The organism is Streptosporangiales bacterium (assembly GCA_009379825.1).
Classification (GTDB): domain Bacteria; phylum Actinomycetota; class Actinomycetes; order Streptosporangiales; family WHST01; genus WHST01.
The window spans coordinates 31,885-46,258 of record WHTA01000046.1; the positions used below are offsets into that span (position 1 = coordinate 31,885).

Annotated in this window: 12 protein-coding genes and 1 pseudogene; 6 read left to right on the forward strand and 7 right to left on the reverse strand. The window is 69.9% G+C overall.

The genetic code is table 11. The features are described 5' to 3' along the window. Nucleotides 1–172: 172 nt before the first annotated feature. Genes GEV07_20075 through GEV07_20085 form a run of 3 tightly spaced genes read right to left on the reverse strand, consistent with a single transcriptional unit; the run spans nt 173 to nt 2,986 of the window. Entirely contained in the window at nt 173–1,057 is an 885-nt protein-coding gene (locus GEV07_20075; GenBank protein ID MQA04915.1) for an alpha/beta fold hydrolase, read from the reverse strand. Then, a complete protein-coding gene (locus GEV07_20080) occupies nt 1,029–1,718 on the reverse strand; it encodes an SDR family oxidoreductase (protein ID MQA04916.1) in 690 nt (229 codons plus the stop codon). Before GEV07_20080 ends, GEV07_20075 begins: the two co-directional genes overlap by 29 nt. Next, nucleotides 1,715–2,986, reverse strand: a complete 1,272-nt coding sequence (locus GEV07_20085; protein MQA04917.1) for an MFS transporter — start codon at nt 2,984–2,986, stop codon at nt 1,715–1,717. Before GEV07_20085 ends, GEV07_20080 begins: the two co-directional genes overlap by 4 nt. Nucleotides 2,987–3,186: 200 nt before the next feature. Between GEV07_20085 and GEV07_20090 the strand changes: the two genes are divergently transcribed. Together GEV07_20090 and GEV07_20095 are read left to right on the forward strand one after the other, a co-directional pair. After that, on the forward strand, nt 3,187–3,978 hold the full coding sequence (locus tag GEV07_20090; protein MQA04918.1) for a helix-turn-helix domain-containing protein: 792 nt from the start codon (nt 3,187–3,189) through the stop codon (nt 3,976–3,978). Further along, complete coding sequence (locus GEV07_20095; GenBank protein MQA04919.1) at nt 3,975–4,715, forward strand: ATP-binding cassette domain-containing protein; 741 nt, start codon at nt 3,975–3,977, stop codon at nt 4,713–4,715. The genes GEV07_20090 and GEV07_20095 overlap by 4 nt, the downstream gene beginning before the upstream one ends. On the opposite strand, the gene GEV07_20100 is transcribed toward GEV07_20095, so the two are convergent. The 3 genes from GEV07_20100 to GEV07_20110 form a co-directional block, all read right to left on the reverse strand. Next, entirely contained in the window at nt 4,712–6,922 is a 2,211-nt protein-coding gene (locus tag GEV07_20100) for a TRAP transporter fused permease subunit (GenBank protein ID MQA04920.1), read from the reverse strand. The two genes, GEV07_20095 and GEV07_20100, sit on opposite strands and share 4 nt — an antisense overlap. After that, entirely contained in the window at nt 6,919–7,278 is a 360-nt protein-coding gene (locus GEV07_20105; GenBank protein MQA04921.1) for a DUF1850 domain-containing protein, read from the reverse strand. The genes GEV07_20100 and GEV07_20105 overlap by 4 nt, the downstream gene beginning before the upstream one ends. A gap of 203 nt (nt 7,279–7,481) precedes the next feature. Then, nucleotides 7,482–8,480 carry a TAXI family TRAP transporter solute-binding subunit gene (locus tag GEV07_20110; protein MQA04922.1) on the reverse strand — a complete coding sequence of 333 codons (999 nt, stop codon included), beginning with the start codon at nt 8,478–8,480 and terminating at the stop codon, nt 7,482–7,484. Nucleotides 8,481–8,659: 179 nt separating this feature from the next. On the opposite strand from GEV07_20110, the gene GEV07_20115 reads away from it, so the two are divergent. The 4 genes and pseudogenes from GEV07_20115 (at nt 8,660) to GEV07_20130 (ending at nt 13,133) form a co-directional block, all read left to right on the forward strand. Then, nucleotides 8,660–10,678 (forward strand): prolyl oligopeptidase family serine peptidase, encoded by a 2,019-nt coding sequence (locus GEV07_20115; protein MQA04923.1) that lies wholly within the window; start codon nt 8,660–8,662, stop codon nt 10,676–10,678. Then, nucleotides 10,675–11,217, forward strand: coding sequence for a hypothetical protein (locus GEV07_20120; protein MQA04924.1), 543 nt, complete (start codon nt 10,675–10,677; stop codon nt 11,215–11,217). Before GEV07_20115 ends, GEV07_20120 begins: the two co-directional genes overlap by 4 nt. Nucleotides 11,218–11,319: 102 nt before the next feature. Beyond that, nucleotides 11,320–12,318 carry an ATP-binding cassette domain-containing protein gene (locus tag GEV07_20125; protein ID MQA04925.1) on the forward strand — a complete coding sequence of 333 codons (999 nt, stop codon included), beginning with the start codon at nt 11,320–11,322 and terminating at the stop codon, nt 12,316–12,318. Continuing rightward, a pseudogene (locus GEV07_20130) lies at nt 12,315–13,133 on the forward strand (ABC transporter permease). Before GEV07_20125 ends, GEV07_20130 begins: the two are co-directional and overlap by 4 nt. Here GEV07_20130 and GEV07_20135 read toward each other — a convergent pair. Further along, entirely contained in the window at nt 13,115–14,356 is a 1,242-nt protein-coding gene (locus tag GEV07_20135; GenBank protein ID MQA04926.1) for a hypothetical protein, read from the reverse strand. The pseudogene GEV07_20130 and the gene GEV07_20135 overlap by 19 nt on opposite strands. Between the last annotated feature and the right edge of the window lie 18 nt (nt 14,357–14,374).

Below are 14,374 nucleotides of genomic sequence, written 5' to 3' on the forward strand. Positions count from 1 at the left end.
ACCCTGCATCGAACGCAACGGCGGTTGGAGCGCAGCGTCGACGAGGGTCATGTCGCCGGTGAGGTAGGCCAGTGCGGCGAGCAGCGGCGACACCTCCGCCTCGTCCACCATCGCGCGGATCGTCGCGTCGTCCTCGACGATCGGCTTCAGCTCGGTCGGGTCGTCCATCGCACTATGCGCCGCGCAGGAACGGCAGGATCAGGTCGACGAGCGCGTCCGGCGCCTCGATGTTCGGCTCGTGCCCGTAGTCGGTCTCCACCACCTGCGCCGTCGGGGCGACCTCGGCGAGCTTCTTCGCCCACTGCTTCTCCAGCAGCTGGTCGTTCCTGCCCTCGACGAGCAGGACGGGCGCCGTCACCTGGGCGAGCTGGTCGAAGAACGGGTCCGCCGGCAGCGCACGCTCCACCGCGGGGTTCTTCAGCGCAGGCGCCTTCATCGCCTCCCAGTGCCCGGGCACGAGGCTGTTGCGGTACCGCGTCTCCACGTGATCGGCCAGCCCGTCGAGGCTGGTCACCAGCAGGCCGGTGAGGCGTCCCGCCTCCGCCATGCTCGGCTCGTACGAACCGAGCGCCTCGATGCCCGCGGGCAGCCGGTACGGCCCGCCGGTGCCCGACACGCTCACCGCACGCGCGATCGGCCACGCCGACGACGGGTCGACCAACGCACGCAGCACGAGCGAACCGCCGAACGACGCACCGACGAACGCCGCGTCGGTGACACCGACCGTGGCGCACCACGCCGCGACGTGCGGCACCCTGGCCGCGTACGGCGACCGGTCGAGGTACACCACCTTGTCGGTGCCGCCCCAGCCGAGCAGGTCGGGCGCGAGCACGTGGAACTTGCCGCTGAGCCGTTCGATCATCGGCGCCCAGCACAGCTCCGCGGTCGTGCCGAACGCCCCGTCGTGCACGAGCACGGCGGTCGGGTTGCCAGGGTCACCGGCCTCCAGGTACGCGGTGCGGAACCCGCCTGCGTCCACGGTCTTCGCCTGGTAGCTCTCGCCGTTCACTTGTCTCCTCTCGTGGGGTTCAATGCAGAACCGAGCCGCCGTCCACACACAGCGTCTGGCCGGTGACGAACCTTGCGTCGTCGGACAGCAGGAACCGCACCGGGCCGACGATGTCGTCCGGGTACGCGCGCCGCTTGATGGCGCGGGTGGCGATGTTGGCTTCCTCCGTGTGCGCCATCGACTCGACCATCGGCGTCGCCGTGAGGCCTGGGCTCACCACGTGGACGTTGATGCCGCGGTCGCCGAGCTCGGTGGCCAGGCACCGGGCGAAGCCGATCACCCCGGCCTTCGCCGCCACGTACGCGAACATGTTCTGTGGGCCCTTGAACACCGTGCCGGACGCGAAGAACACGATCCGCCCACCGTCGGTCATCAACGGCACGACCGCCTGGGTCACCGCGATGGCGGCGTGCAGGTCGACCTGGAGCACCCGCTCCCACTCGGTGCGACTGGTCTCGAGGAAGGGCGCGTAGTGCAGCACGGCCGCGCAGTGCACAAGCTGGTCGACCTGCGCGACGCCCAGCTCGTCGAGCAGCACCTCGACCCCGGCAGCAGTGGCGAGGTCGCACTCGACGTAGTCGACACCGTCGAGCGGCACGTCGGGACGCTGCACGTCCGCCACCACACACCTGGTGCCGTCGGCGCGCAGCGCCTCGACGATGGCCGCGCCGATGCCGCGGGCACCACCGGTGACGACGGCGACCGTCACGGGGTCACCGCCGGCTCGGTGGCGTCATCGGTCAGCCCGCGGGTGCGGGTCTCCGCCGTCACGGCCGCGCCCACGACGAAGATCAGCCCGGTGACCGCGGTGAGCACGGCCAGCCGCGACGGGATGTCGCTCACCTCGGGGCTCGCCAGCGTCACGAGCGTCGGCGTCATGCCACCGAGCGCATAACCGGTGTTCCAGCTCAACGCCGTACCGGTGGCCCTGATCTTCGTCGGGAACCGCTCGTTGAGGAAGATGAGGATCGGCGCGGTGGACGTCATCATCAGCAACGCCATGGCGATGGCGAGGACCGTGATCAGCACCACCTGGTCCGCGGCGAGGGTGCTCGCCCACAGGTAGAGCGCGGGGATGGCGACGAGCGCGGGCACGCCCACGAACAGGAACGTGCGGCGGCGGCCGATGCGGTCGCTGAGCGTGCCGCCCAACAGGCCGCCGCAGACGACCGCGCTGTTCGCCACGATCAGCACCACGGCCGCAGCGCCCTTCGGGACGCCGAGGTTGGTGTCGATGAACGTGGGGAAGAACCCCATGGTGAGGTAGTACAGCGAGGCGCCGCCGGCGACGAGCACCACGTTCACGAAGAACACCGACCGGTGACCGGCGGAGAAGAGCGTACGCAGCGGCGACTTCGGCTTCGCGCCCTTCTGGTCCTCCGCCGCCCACAGCGGTGACTCCGTGGTCTTCGCGTAGACGAAGAAGCTCAGGGCGGCGGCGATCAGACCGGTGAAGAACATGACCCGCCAGCCCATCGCGGCGAACGCCGGACCGGTGAAGATGTTCGAGACGACGAGGAACACCACGGAGGCGAGCACTGCGCCGAGGCCGGCGCCGCCACCGGCCACGATGCCCGACATCAGCCCGCGGTGCTTCGCCGGCACCGTCTCCGTACCAAGGGTGTGCGTGGATGCCACCACGCCGCCGACGAACACACCCTGCACCAGCCGGAGCACGACGAACATCGCCGGGGCGAGCACGCCCGCCGTCGCGTACGTCGGCACCGTACCCATCAGCGCGGTGGCGATGCCGACCCCGGTGATCGCGACGAGCATCGCCTTCTTCCTGCCGTTCCGGTCCGCGAAACTGCCGAACAGCGCGGAGCCTGCGGGCCGCATCACGAGCGTTACGGCGAAGGACGCGAAGACGAACGCCAGCTGCAGCGTCTCTGAGCCGGCGGGCAGCAGCAGCGGCCCGATGGTGGAAGCCAGGTAGAGGATGATGAGCAGGTCGTACAGGTCGATGCTCCAGCCCATCAGCGATGGCGAACCCCGCGGTCAGGATCTGTCTACGCTGCACCTGCGTAGTGGCTGCCATCGGACGCTCCCATCAGCGGCGGCGCTGAGCTCTGCGGTGTTCCCGACCGTAGAGCCGCGTTCCTACCGTTGCAACTAGAGATTTCTCATAGCGGTAAGACTTGTTGTTCGCCGGTCGCGCGTTCCGCTAGGCTGAACAGGTGGGGACCCCCGCGAAGTCGGAGAGCCTGTCGTCGGTCGACCGCGCGATCTCGATGCTCGAGGCGCTCGCGGAGTCCGGCAGCCTGACCGCGACCCAGCTGGCACGCCGGCTGGACACCGGCAAGGCCACGGCGTTCCGGCTGGCCAGGTCGCTGGTCGCGCGGGGCTGGGTCGTCCAGGACCGCGACCGCAGCTACCGGCTCGGCCCGGGCGCGCTGACCCTCGCGGTGCACGCGTCGGCCACGCTCGACCTGCGTACGCAGCTGCTGGCCGTGATGCACGAGCTGCACGAGGCGACCGGCGAGACGATCCACCTGACCAAGCTGGACGGCAGGCACATCGTCTACCTCGAACAGCTGATGTCGCCGCAGCCGGTGCTGTCCGTCGCCATGCTCGGCAGCAAGTCGCCGGCGCACTGCGTCTCGCCTGGGCTGGCGCAGCTCGCCTGCCTGCCCGCGGCCCAGCTCGACTGGGTGCTCGCCGGGGAGCTCGAACGGCACACCCCGGCCACGCTGACCGACCCGGACGCGTTACGGCAGGAGCTGGCCAACGTGCGGCAACGCGGCTACGCCGTCAACCGCGGCGCATTCCGGCCCGAGGTCGGCGGCGTGGGCATCGCCGTCACCGACGACCGCGGCCTGCCGGTGGCCGGCCTGTCCATCTGCATGCCGGTGTACCGCCTGGACGACAAGGACATCGCCGCGCTCGGCGCGCTGCTGCAGGCCGTGGCGGCGAAGGCCAAGCAGCACCTGCGCGACGAGGCGGCGCGGCCACCGCTCGGCCCGCGATGACCGACGACCTGATCATGCTGGCCGGCGTGAGCAAGTGGTTCGGCGACACGCAGGTGCTCGACGGCGTCGACCTCACCGTCCGCCGCGGCGAGGTCGTGGTGCTGATCGGTCCCTCCGGTGCCGGCAAGTCCACGCTGTGCCGCACGATTAACGGGCTGGAGACCGTCGATGTCGGCACCGTCACCGTGGACGGCCGGCCGCTGCCCACCGAGCCGAAGGCGCTCGCCCAGCTGCGGGCCGCGGTCGCCATGGTCTTCCAGCAGTTCAACCTGTTCGCGCACAAGACCGCGCTGGAGAACGTCACCCTCGGCCCCATCCGGGTGCGGCGGCTGGCGCCCGACGCCGCAGCCGCCGAAGCGACGGACCTGCTGGCTCGGGTGGGCGTGGCCGAACACGCCGCCAAGTACCCGGCCGAGCTGTCCGGCGGCCAGCAGCAACGGGTCGCCATCGCCCGCGCCCTGGCCATGCAGCCGAAGGCCATCCTCTTCGACGAGCCCACCTCCGCGCTCGACCTGGAGATGATCAAGGAGGTGCTCGACGTGATGACCGACCTCGCCGACGCCGGGATGACCATGCTCGTGGTAACGCACGAGATGGGGTTCGCCCGCCGGGCGGCCGACCGGGTGTGCTTCCTCGCCGACGGCCGGCTCGTCGAGGAGAACACCCCCGTCGAGTTCTTCGGCAACCCCTCGACCCCGCGGGCCAAGGAGTTCCTCGGCAGCCTGCTCGACGGCTAGGACGTCACCTCGGCCACCTTGGTCTTCCGGCCACTGAACCACTGCAGGCCGAACACGAGCGCGAACGCCGCGAGGCCGATCACGTCGCTCACCAGACCACTATGGATCAGCGCGAGGCCACCGGCGATCGCGACCAGCCGCAGCGGCCAGAACACCGCGGTCTTCACGTAGCCGACGACACCGACCCCCACGAGCGTCGCGCCGATCATCGCGGTGATGATCGTCCAGATCAGCAGCGGCCAGATGATGTCGCCCTGCAGCAACAGCTCCGGCGACAGCACGAGGATGTACGGCACGAGGAAGCCGGAGATCGCGATCCGCACCGACTGCACGCCGGTACGCACCGGGCTGCCGCCGGAGATGCCGGCGGCAGCGAACCCGGCCAGGCATACCGGCGGCGTGATGTCCGCCATCACCCCGAAGTAGAAGACGAACATGTGCGCGGCGAGCAACATGGCGACGGTCGGGTCCTCAGCGCCACCCTTGAGGATCGCGATGATCGCCGGCGCGGCCAGCGTCGCGGTGATCACGTAGTTGGCGGTGGTGGGCAGGCCCATGCCGAGGATCAGGCACGCGATCATCACCATCACGAGCGTCGGGATGAGGTACCCGCCGGCGAGCGCGACGAGACCGCCGCTGAGCTTGAGGCCGAGCCCGGTCAACGTGATGACACCCGCGACCATGCCGGCCGCCGCACACGCCGCGATGATCGGCAGCGCGATGCGCGCCGCGTCGACCATCCCGTCGAGGAAGGTCCTCGGGGTGATCTTGTCTTGCATCTGCCGCCAGCGGCCAAGTACCGCATACACCACCTGGGCGAGCAGGTTCACCCCGACGCTGAACCCGATACCGATGATGGCCGCCCTGATCGGCGAGTACCCCATCGAGAGGAAGACGAAGAGCACGATGATCGGGAAGACCAGGTAACCCCTCGTGCGCAAGAGGTTGACCACGCTGGGCAGCGCCGCCCGCGGCAGGCCGAGGATGCCCAGCTTCTTCGACTCGTAGTGCACGACCACGAACTGGGCCGCGAAGAACAGCGCGGCCGGGATGATCGCCGCCTTCATGATCTCCAGGTACGGCACCCCGGTCATGTCGATCATGATGAACGCCGCGGCCCCCATGACCGGCGGTGCGATCTGGCCACCGGTCGACGACGCGGCCTCGACGGCGCCAGCGAACTCCTTGCTGTAGCCAGCCTTCTTCATCATGGGAATGGTGAACGCGCCGTTGCTCACCACGTTGGCGATCGAGCTGCCGGTGATGGTGCCGGAGAAGGCGCTCGTGACGACGCCGACCTTGGCCGTGCCTCCGGTCATCCAGCCGGTCGCACCGAAGGCGAACTCGGTGAAGAACTTCTCCATGCCGGTGCGTTGCAGCATGGCCGCGAAGATCATGAACAAGAAGATGAACGTCGAGGAGATGGCGATAGGGGTGCCCAACACGCCCTCGGTCGTCAGGAACGACGTCGAGACGATGCGGTCCAGGCTGTACCCCTGGTGGTTGAGGAACCCGGGCATCCAGGGCCCCACGTACGCGTACGCCAGCATCACCGTGGCAACCACGACAAGCGCCGTGCCGATGGCGCGCTGCGCGGCGACGAGCACGAGCAGGATGCCGATGACGCCGACGGCGGTGTTCGACGCCACGATCTCGCCGGCCGACGCGATGATCTCCTCGGAGTTGACGAAGATGTAGAGCCCGGCGAAGAAGCCCAGCCCGGAGAGCAGTACGTCGGCGATCGGCATCCCGCCGACCCGCAGCGGCAGGTAACGGGCGGCCTGCACCGCCGCGAGCACCACGAACGCGGGCCCGGCGACGTAGACGTGTGCCTCGCCCATCACCACGAGCCAGCCGAGCACCGCAAGAGCGGATGCGCTCGCGACCCAACCGCGGATCTGTTCGCGACGGCGGTGCTGCGGCTTCGCCGGGTAGAGGAGGAAGATCAGACCGAGCCCGAAAGCCAGGTGGAACGTGCGCTGCTGATGGCTCGGCAACGTGCCGAAGATGCCCGTGTACAGGTGGAACGTGCTGAGCGTCAGGGCGATCACGTAGATGGCCGCGCGCCAGAACCTGGCCATCTCCCTCCGCACACCCGGGGTAGCGTGCGCGAAGCCGGTCGCCTCGAGCTTCGCGACGCCCTCGGCGACCTCACGCTTGACTTCTTCGACGTCCTGCTGTGCAGGGGGAACCGGCTGCGCCGTCATCGTCGCTCCTCGTGCTCGCGCGGGATGGTGCCGCCGACGCGCAGCTCCACCGGCTTTCGCGCCCCCACCAGCTCGAGCAACCGCAGCCGCTGACCATCCGCGAACGTGACCGTATGGTCCACCTTCGGGCCACCCGTCAGCAACGGGACCGTCCCGAGCACCCGACCGTGATGGTCCACGCGAAACTCCCCTCGCACGTGGCGGAACGTCGTACGGACACCGTCGATGGTTTCCGAGCCGGCCGGCAGGTTCGCTCCGAACTGGTCGAACCGCAGCTCTTCCATATGAATGCCACCGGCACCGACGGAGAAGGTCTCCGCGACCTCACGTTTGGTCACCGAGTGGATGTGGGTCAGCGTGAACCGCTCACCGTCGAGAACCGGCCGGCTGTACACCACCCGACCCGTGTGGGGGTCGACGAACTCCAGCCGCGGCCGGGAGTCCGCCATCGCGGCGCCACCTACGAGCAGCGCCGCGACCAGACCTACGGTCAGGATTGCCCCCGTCCGCACCCGGTGCCGGACCAGGCCGCCACCGGATGCGGCTCGTACGGCAGTCCTCAGTCGCACGACTTCGTGTCGAGGTACTTCTTCGAACCCGGGTGCATCTTGATGTTGCCCCGCGCCTCGTCGGCGGTATCGACCTTCAGCTCCTTGGAGACCTCGTGCTCCATCTCCCCGGCCTGCTCGTACATGGTCTGGGTGAGCTTGCACGCGGTGTCGTCGTCGAGCTCCGACGTGCCGTAGAGCGTGGCCCAGTTGGTCACCGTCGTCGACTTCGTCGAGTCGCCGTAGGTGCCTGCCGGGACGTCGATCTGGTTGTACGTCGGGTCGTCCTCCTGCAGCTTCGTCAGCACGTCGTCGGAGACGGACACCACCTCGACCGGCGTGGAGGTGGAGATCTCCGAGATGCTGCCTGCCGGCATCGCCAGCGCGGCGAACGCGGCGTCGACCTGACCGTCCTTCAGCTTGGTCGCGGCGTCGTCGAAGTCGCTCTGGAACTGCTTGACGTCCTTCTCCGGGTCCATGCCATAGGCCTCCATGATCTGCACGAAGGCCAGCGCAGTGCCGCTGCCGGGCGGACCGATGTCGACCCGCTTGCCCTTGAGGTCGGCGAACGTCTTGATACCGGACTTCTTCGAGGCCACCATCTGGTACACCTCGTGGTACACGTTGCCGAGCGAGACGATGTCCTCGACCGGCTTGCCCTCGAACTCGGCACCCTTGCCCTCGGACGCCTGGGACGAGAGGCCGTTGATCGCCATGATGAGGTCGACCTCACCCTGGTCGAGCAGCTTGAGGTTCTCGACGCTCGCGCCGCTGGCCTGGGTGCTGACGTTGACGCCCTTGATCTCCGAGGTCCACTTCTGGGCGATCTCGCCACCGAGCGGGAAGTAGGTACCGCCGGTCGACCCGGTCGCCATGGTCAGCTGGCCGCCGCCACCGCCCTTCCCCTCGCTCTCCTGGGGCGTCGAGCAGCCGGACAGGGCCAGCGCTCCGGTCGTGAGGAGGACGATGCCACCCGTGAGGAGACGGTGTCTCCGGTTACCGCTCTTCATCGTTTCCTACATCCTTCCTGGCAGCGGCCGGTTGAGCGCGGATCCAGTGGCGTTGATTGTGGTGGAACCCCGGTCTTGGTGCAAGCATTACCTTCGAAGGGAATGCGGACGTTACCGAAGCGTCCCCAAGGCATCCGCATTCTTGCGCGAGGGCCGACCCCGCCTGACAGGATGCTTCGATGAGCAATACGACCGAAGCACTCGTGGCACCGTACGGCACGTGGGAGTCGCCGATCGACGCCAGCCAGGTCGCCGGGACCGTACGCAGGCTGAACTGGCCCGGGCTCGTCGGCGACGAGCTGTGGTGGGTCGAAGGCGGCGGCGAGGACAGCGGCCGCGACACCCTCATGCGGCGCAGCGCCGACGGCACGGTCGCCGAGCTGCTGCCCGCACCCTGGTGGACGCGCAACCGGCTGCACGAGTACGGCGGCTGCCCGTGGGCGGCGGTGGCCGAGGGTACAGCGGTGGTATTCACGCACTGGCTGGACCACCGGATCTACCGGTTCGACCTGGCCGCAGACACCGCCGTACCGCTCACGCCGCAGCCGGCGCAGGAAGCCGGTCTGCGGTACGCCGACCTGGTGCCGGGCGCCCCGGGCGAGCTACTCGCAGTGCGGGAGCGGCATACCGACGGTCACATCGACCGACACATCGTGGCCGTACCGCTGGACGGTTCCGCCGCCGACGACCCGCCCGCGGTCCGCGAGGTGGTCGGCGGGTCGCATTTCCTGGCCAACCCCCGGCTGTCCCCGAACGGGCGGCGGCTGGCCTGGCTGGCGTGGGACCACCCCGACATGCCGTGGGACGCAACCGAGCTGCGGGTCGGCGAGCTCGACCCCGACGGCACCGTGCATCGCTACCAGACCGTGCTCGGCGGCCACAACAAGTCCGCGGTGCCCGCGGAGTCGGTGTTCCAGCCGGAGTGGGCCGACGACGACTCGCTCTACGCAGTCGCCGACCGTACCGGCTGGTGGAACCTGTACCGGGTGCCGCGCGACGGCGGCGAGCCGACGCCGCTGTGCGAGCGGGGGGAAGAGTTCGGCCGGCCGCTGTGGATGCCGGGCTTCCGCACGTACGCCGTACTCGCCGACGGCCGGCTGGCGGTTACGCACAGCGGCGCGGAGAGCAGCTCGCTGAGCGTGCTCGACCCGGCGTCCCGCGAGCTCACGGCTATCGACCTGTCCGGCTCCGACCTCGGTGCCAGCCCGGAGTTCGGCAGCGTGCTCAGCAGCGACGGCCACCGGATCGTCACCCTGGCGTCCAGCGCGACGGAGCACCTGGCCGTGGTCGTGGTCGACCCGGGCAGCGGGTCGGTCACCGTCGAGCGCCAGAGCATCGACCCCGCCGCGCTGCCCGACCTCGGCTGCCTGCCCGAGGTGGAACAGCTGACGCTCTCCAGCGCGGACGGCAAGGCCATCCACGCGAACGTCTACCCGCCCCGCAACCCGTGGTACGAGGCGCCGGACGACGACCTGCCGCCGTACATCGTGCAGGTGCACGGTGGCCCCACGGCGAAGTCGCCGGCCAGGATGAACCTCGAGTTCGCGTACTTCACCAGCCGCGGCATCGGGGTCATCGACGTCAACTACGGCGGCTCCGCCGGCTACGGCAGGCAGTACAGGGAACGGCTGCGCGGGCTGTGGGGCATCGTGGACGTCCAGGACTGCGCGGACGCGGCGCTGGCGCTGGCCGAGGCCGGCCGCGCCGACCGGAACCGGCTGGCCATCAGGGGCGGCAGCGCCGGTGGCTGGACGGTGCTCGCCTCTGTGACGGGCGGGGACACGTACGCCTGCGGCGTCTCCTACTTCGGCGTCGCCGAGCTGGTCACGTTCGCCGCAGACACGCACGACTTCGAGTCGCGCTACCTGGACGGTCTGATCGGTCCGTTGCCAGAGGCGCGGCAGATCTACGAGGAGCGGTCGCCGCTGGCACACGCCGACGACGTCCGCTGTCCCGTACTCCTGCTGCAGGGCCTCGAGGACGAGGTCGTGCCGCCCTCGCAGTCGGAGATGTTCCGCGACGCGCTGGCGAAGAAGCAGATCCGGCACGCGTACCTGGCGTTCGAGGGCGAGCAGCACGGCTTCCGCAAGGCGGAGACGATCGTCGCGAGCGTACAGGCGGAGCTGTCGTTCTACGGTCAGATCATGGGTTTCGACCCGCCGGGGGTACCGAAGCTGACGTTGGAGGGGCACGCATGAGCGGTGGCACGCTGACCTGGGCACCCGCACTCGACCGTCAGGACCTGCTCGCCGAGCCCGTGGTCGCCACTCTTCGGGAGTGGCCGGCCGCTGCCGAGGCGACGGTCGCCGAGATCGACCCGACGCTGGCCGACACCGCGGAGTTCTGCGCGCACTACGGCATCGCGCTCGCCGAGTCGGCCAACTGCGTCGTCGTCGCCGGCAAGCGCGGCGGCGAGGTGTCGTACGCGGCCTGCATGATCCTGGCGACCACGCGGGCCGACGTGAACACCGTGGTACGCAAGCGGTTGGCGGCCAGGAAGGCGTCGTTCGCACCGATGGACGACGCCGTCGCGCTGACCGGCATGGAGTACGGCGGCATCACCCCGATCGGCGTGCCCGCCGACTGGCCGGTGCTCGTCGACGCCGCGGTGGCCGACGCGCCGTGGGCGGTCATCGGCAGCGGCCTGCGCCGGTCGAAGCTCGCCGTCCCAGGCAAGGCGCTGACCACACTGCCGACCGCGGAGGTCGTCGAAGGCCTGGCCACCCCCTTCGAGTAGCGCGCCACACCCGGCCGTGACCGGGTGAAACCGGCGCGTGGGCGTGGTGAAACCGCACCGCGCGAACGTTGCTCCTGGCTACCGAGCGACAGGAGCAACTCGATGACAACCGCTGTCCATGCCCGCGGCCTGGTCAAGGCGTTCGGCGACGTACGCGCCGTCGACCAGGTCGATCTCGACATCCGCACGGGCGAGATCTTCGGCGTACTCGGCCCGAACGGCGCCGGTAAGACCACCATGCTGCGGATGCTGGCCACCCTGCTGACCATCGACGAGGGGGACGCCTCGATCTTCGGCGTGGACGTCCGCCGCGAACCACACCGGGTGCGGCAGCTGGTCGGCGTCACCGGACAGTACGCGTCCGTGGACGAGAACCTGACCGCCGCCGAGAACCTGTGGCTGTTCGGCCGGCTGCAGGGCGTCGGCAGCCGGCGCGCCCGCGCCACTGCGGCCGAGCTGCTCGCGCAGTTCGACCTGGTGGCGGCCGCGGACAAGCGGATCGCCCAGTTCTCCGGCGGGATGCGACGCCGGCTCGATCTGGCGGCGAGCCTCATCACCCGGCCGCCGCTGATCTTCCTCGACGAGCCGACCACCGGCCTGGATCCGCGTACCAGGGGCCAGATGTGGGACACCATCCGCGCGCTCGTGTCGAACGGCTGCACCGTCCTGCTGACCACGCAGTACCTGGACGAGGCGGACCAGCTCGCCGACCGGGTCGCCGTCATCGACCACGGCCGCAAGGTCGCCGAGGGCACGCCCGAGGAGCTGAAGACCTCGGTGGGCGCCTCGACGCTGCGGCTTCAGCTCACCGCGGACGCGGACCGCTCACTCGCGGTGGACGTCGTACGCCGGCAGCTCGGCGAGGAGCCGGTCCACACACCGGAGTCCGGGCGGTTGAGCGTCGCGCTCGACACCCCCGACCGCGCCGCCGACGTGCTGATCGGGCTGCGGCAGGCGGGCGTCCACATCTCCTCGGTGAGCGTCGACCAGCCCACCCTCGACGAGGTCTTCCTCGCAATGACTGGGCGCGGGACCGCGTCCGAGCAGGGCACCGAGAACTCAACAGCCAACGACGAACCCGTCCAGGAGATGGCCCGATGACCACTGTCACGATCGACCCGGCGACCGCCGTCGCCAACGCACGGCCGTACAACCCGCTGGTGCAGACGTTGCGGCAGACCCTGGTGATGGCGTGGCGCGCCACCAAGAAGATGCGGCGCAACCCGGAGCAGTTCTTCGACGTGACGCTCCAGCCGATCCTGTTCACGGCAATGTTCGCGTACATCTTCGGCGGCGCGATCTCCGGTGACGTGCAGAGCTACCTGCCGCTGATGATCCCCGGCATCCTCGCGCAGACCGTGCTCACCACGTGCATGGCGACCGGCGTGTAGCTGCGCGAGGACATGGACAAGGGCGTGTTCGACCGGTTCAAGGCACTGCCGATGGCACGGATAGCGCCACTTGCCGGGCCGATGGTCGCGGACCTGCTCAGGTACACCATCGCGTCGACGCTCACCTTCACCATGGGCATCCTGATCGGCTACCGTCCCGAGGGCGGCGTGCTCGGCGTGCTCGCCGCGGTGCTGCTGGCGATCTTCACCAGCTGGTCGCTGGCGTGGGTGTTCACCTGGGTCGGCACCATCGCCCGCAGCGCGCAGAGCGTGCAGGGCATCTCCATGATGATCCTTTTCCCGCTGACGTTCCTGTCGAACGCGTTCGTACCGGTCGACAGCCTGCCTGGCTGGCTGGCTGCATTCGTCAAGGTGAACCCGGTGTCGCACCTGGTCTCCGCCGCACGTGACCTGGCGAACGACGCCACCGTGAGCGGCGAGGTCGGCTGGACGCTGCTCGCCAGCGTCGTGGTGGTCGCGGTCTTCGCGCCGCTTTCCGTACGCAGCTACAAGCGGCACCTGTGACGGTCGAGCGTCTGGCGGGCCTCGCCGAGCAGGTCGGGACCGCCGCGGTTGCCGTACTCCGCGCGCAGCGCGCTGATCCGGCCGGGCGCACTGCGCTCGGCGTACGGCTCGAGGTTCTCCCACGCCATGGTCGGGAGAGTGCGGTTGTACGCGAACCGTTCGGCCAGCACCAGCAACCGCACCGCCTCGGCCGCCGGCAGGGCGGACCGGACGAGCCCCCAGGCGGCGAGCCCGAACAGCACGGTGCCGCACACCGGGTAGTCGAGGTGCGGCCGGTCGGCGTCCAGCGCCCGCAGGCCGCGGCGCAGGCACGCAAGGAACAGCTCGTCGCCCGCGGCCAGCTGCTCGTCGCCGCCGTAGAGGGCGAACGCGGTCAGCGTCGCCGACTCACCGAACAGCACCCACGGCTCCAACCCGGTCGTAGGTATTCCCAGAGCGGTAGCGACGCGCATCTCCGCCACGGCGTCCTGGTACGCCGCGAGGCCGGCCGCCACCTCTCCCCTGGCCAGGGTCAGCTCCGCCGCCGTGAGCCGCACCGAAGCCATGCCACCGAGCACCTGCCGGCCATGGACCACGAGCCGTTCCAACTCGACCAGCTCGGCCGCCGCCTCGTCCAGCCGCCCGCACGCCACGGCGGCCAACACCAGGGTCGACCGCAGCTGGATCACGTCGTCGGTGGCGCCGAGCCGGTCGAGCACCGGCAGCGCCGTACGCGCGTGCGCCACGGCCTCCGTGCGGTTGCCGAGCTGCATGTGCAGGCCGGCCAGCTGCGCGCGCACGATCGCCGCCGACCACGGGCCGTCGACCTCGCCGGGTAGCGCGAGCGCGCGTTCGGCCGCCGCGACGGCGCCTGCCGGGTCGCCGCTGTTCTCCAGCAGATGGCTGCGCCGCTGCAGCCCCGCCGCCTGGACGTAGGGGTCCGGGTCGGCGACCAGCTCGTCCAGCCGGCGAGCCATCCCCGCCTCGTCGGCCGGGTCGTACACGAGCACCGCACGGACCAAGGCGTTCACCCGCCGGTCGCCGTCTTCGCTCGTACCCAGCCGGGCGAGCAGGTCGCGGATCGGCCGGCTGCGCTCTTCGGTGAGGACCATTGCGTTGTAGAGCACGACGGCCGCAGCGGCCCGGGTGGTATCGGCCAGCTCGTCCGGTGGGTACCAGTCGGCGGCCACCAGATCGGCGAACGCGCCGGTGATCGACACCACGCGCATGTGGTCACCGCGCACCGACCAGAAGGCACCTAG

Coding starts and splice junctions, on each gene's coding strand:
- GEV07_20085 (MQA04917.1), bottom strand. CDS start 2,986: ATGGGCTGGAGCATCGACCTGTACGACCTGCTCATCATCCTCTACCTG.
- GEV07_20095 (MQA04919.1), top strand. CDS start 3,975: ATGACCGACGACCTGATCATGCTGGCCGGCGTGAGCAAGTGGTTCGGC.
- GEV07_20100 (MQA04920.1), bottom strand. CDS start 6,922: ATGACGGCGCAGCCGGTTCCCCCTGCACAGCAGGACGTCGAAGAAGTC.
- GEV07_20110 (MQA04922.1), bottom strand. CDS start 8,480: ATGAAGAGCGGTAACCGGAGACACCGTCTCCTCACGGGTGGCATCGTC.
- GEV07_20115 (MQA04923.1), top strand. CDS start 8,660: ATGAGCAATACGACCGAAGCACTCGTGGCACCGTACGGCACGTGGGAG.
- GEV07_20120 (MQA04924.1), top strand. CDS start 10,675: ATGAGCGGTGGCACGCTGACCTGGGCACCCGCACTCGACCGTCAGGAC.
- GEV07_20125 (MQA04925.1), top strand. CDS start 11,320: ATGACAACCGCTGTCCATGCCCGCGGCCTGGTCAAGGCGTTCGGCGAC.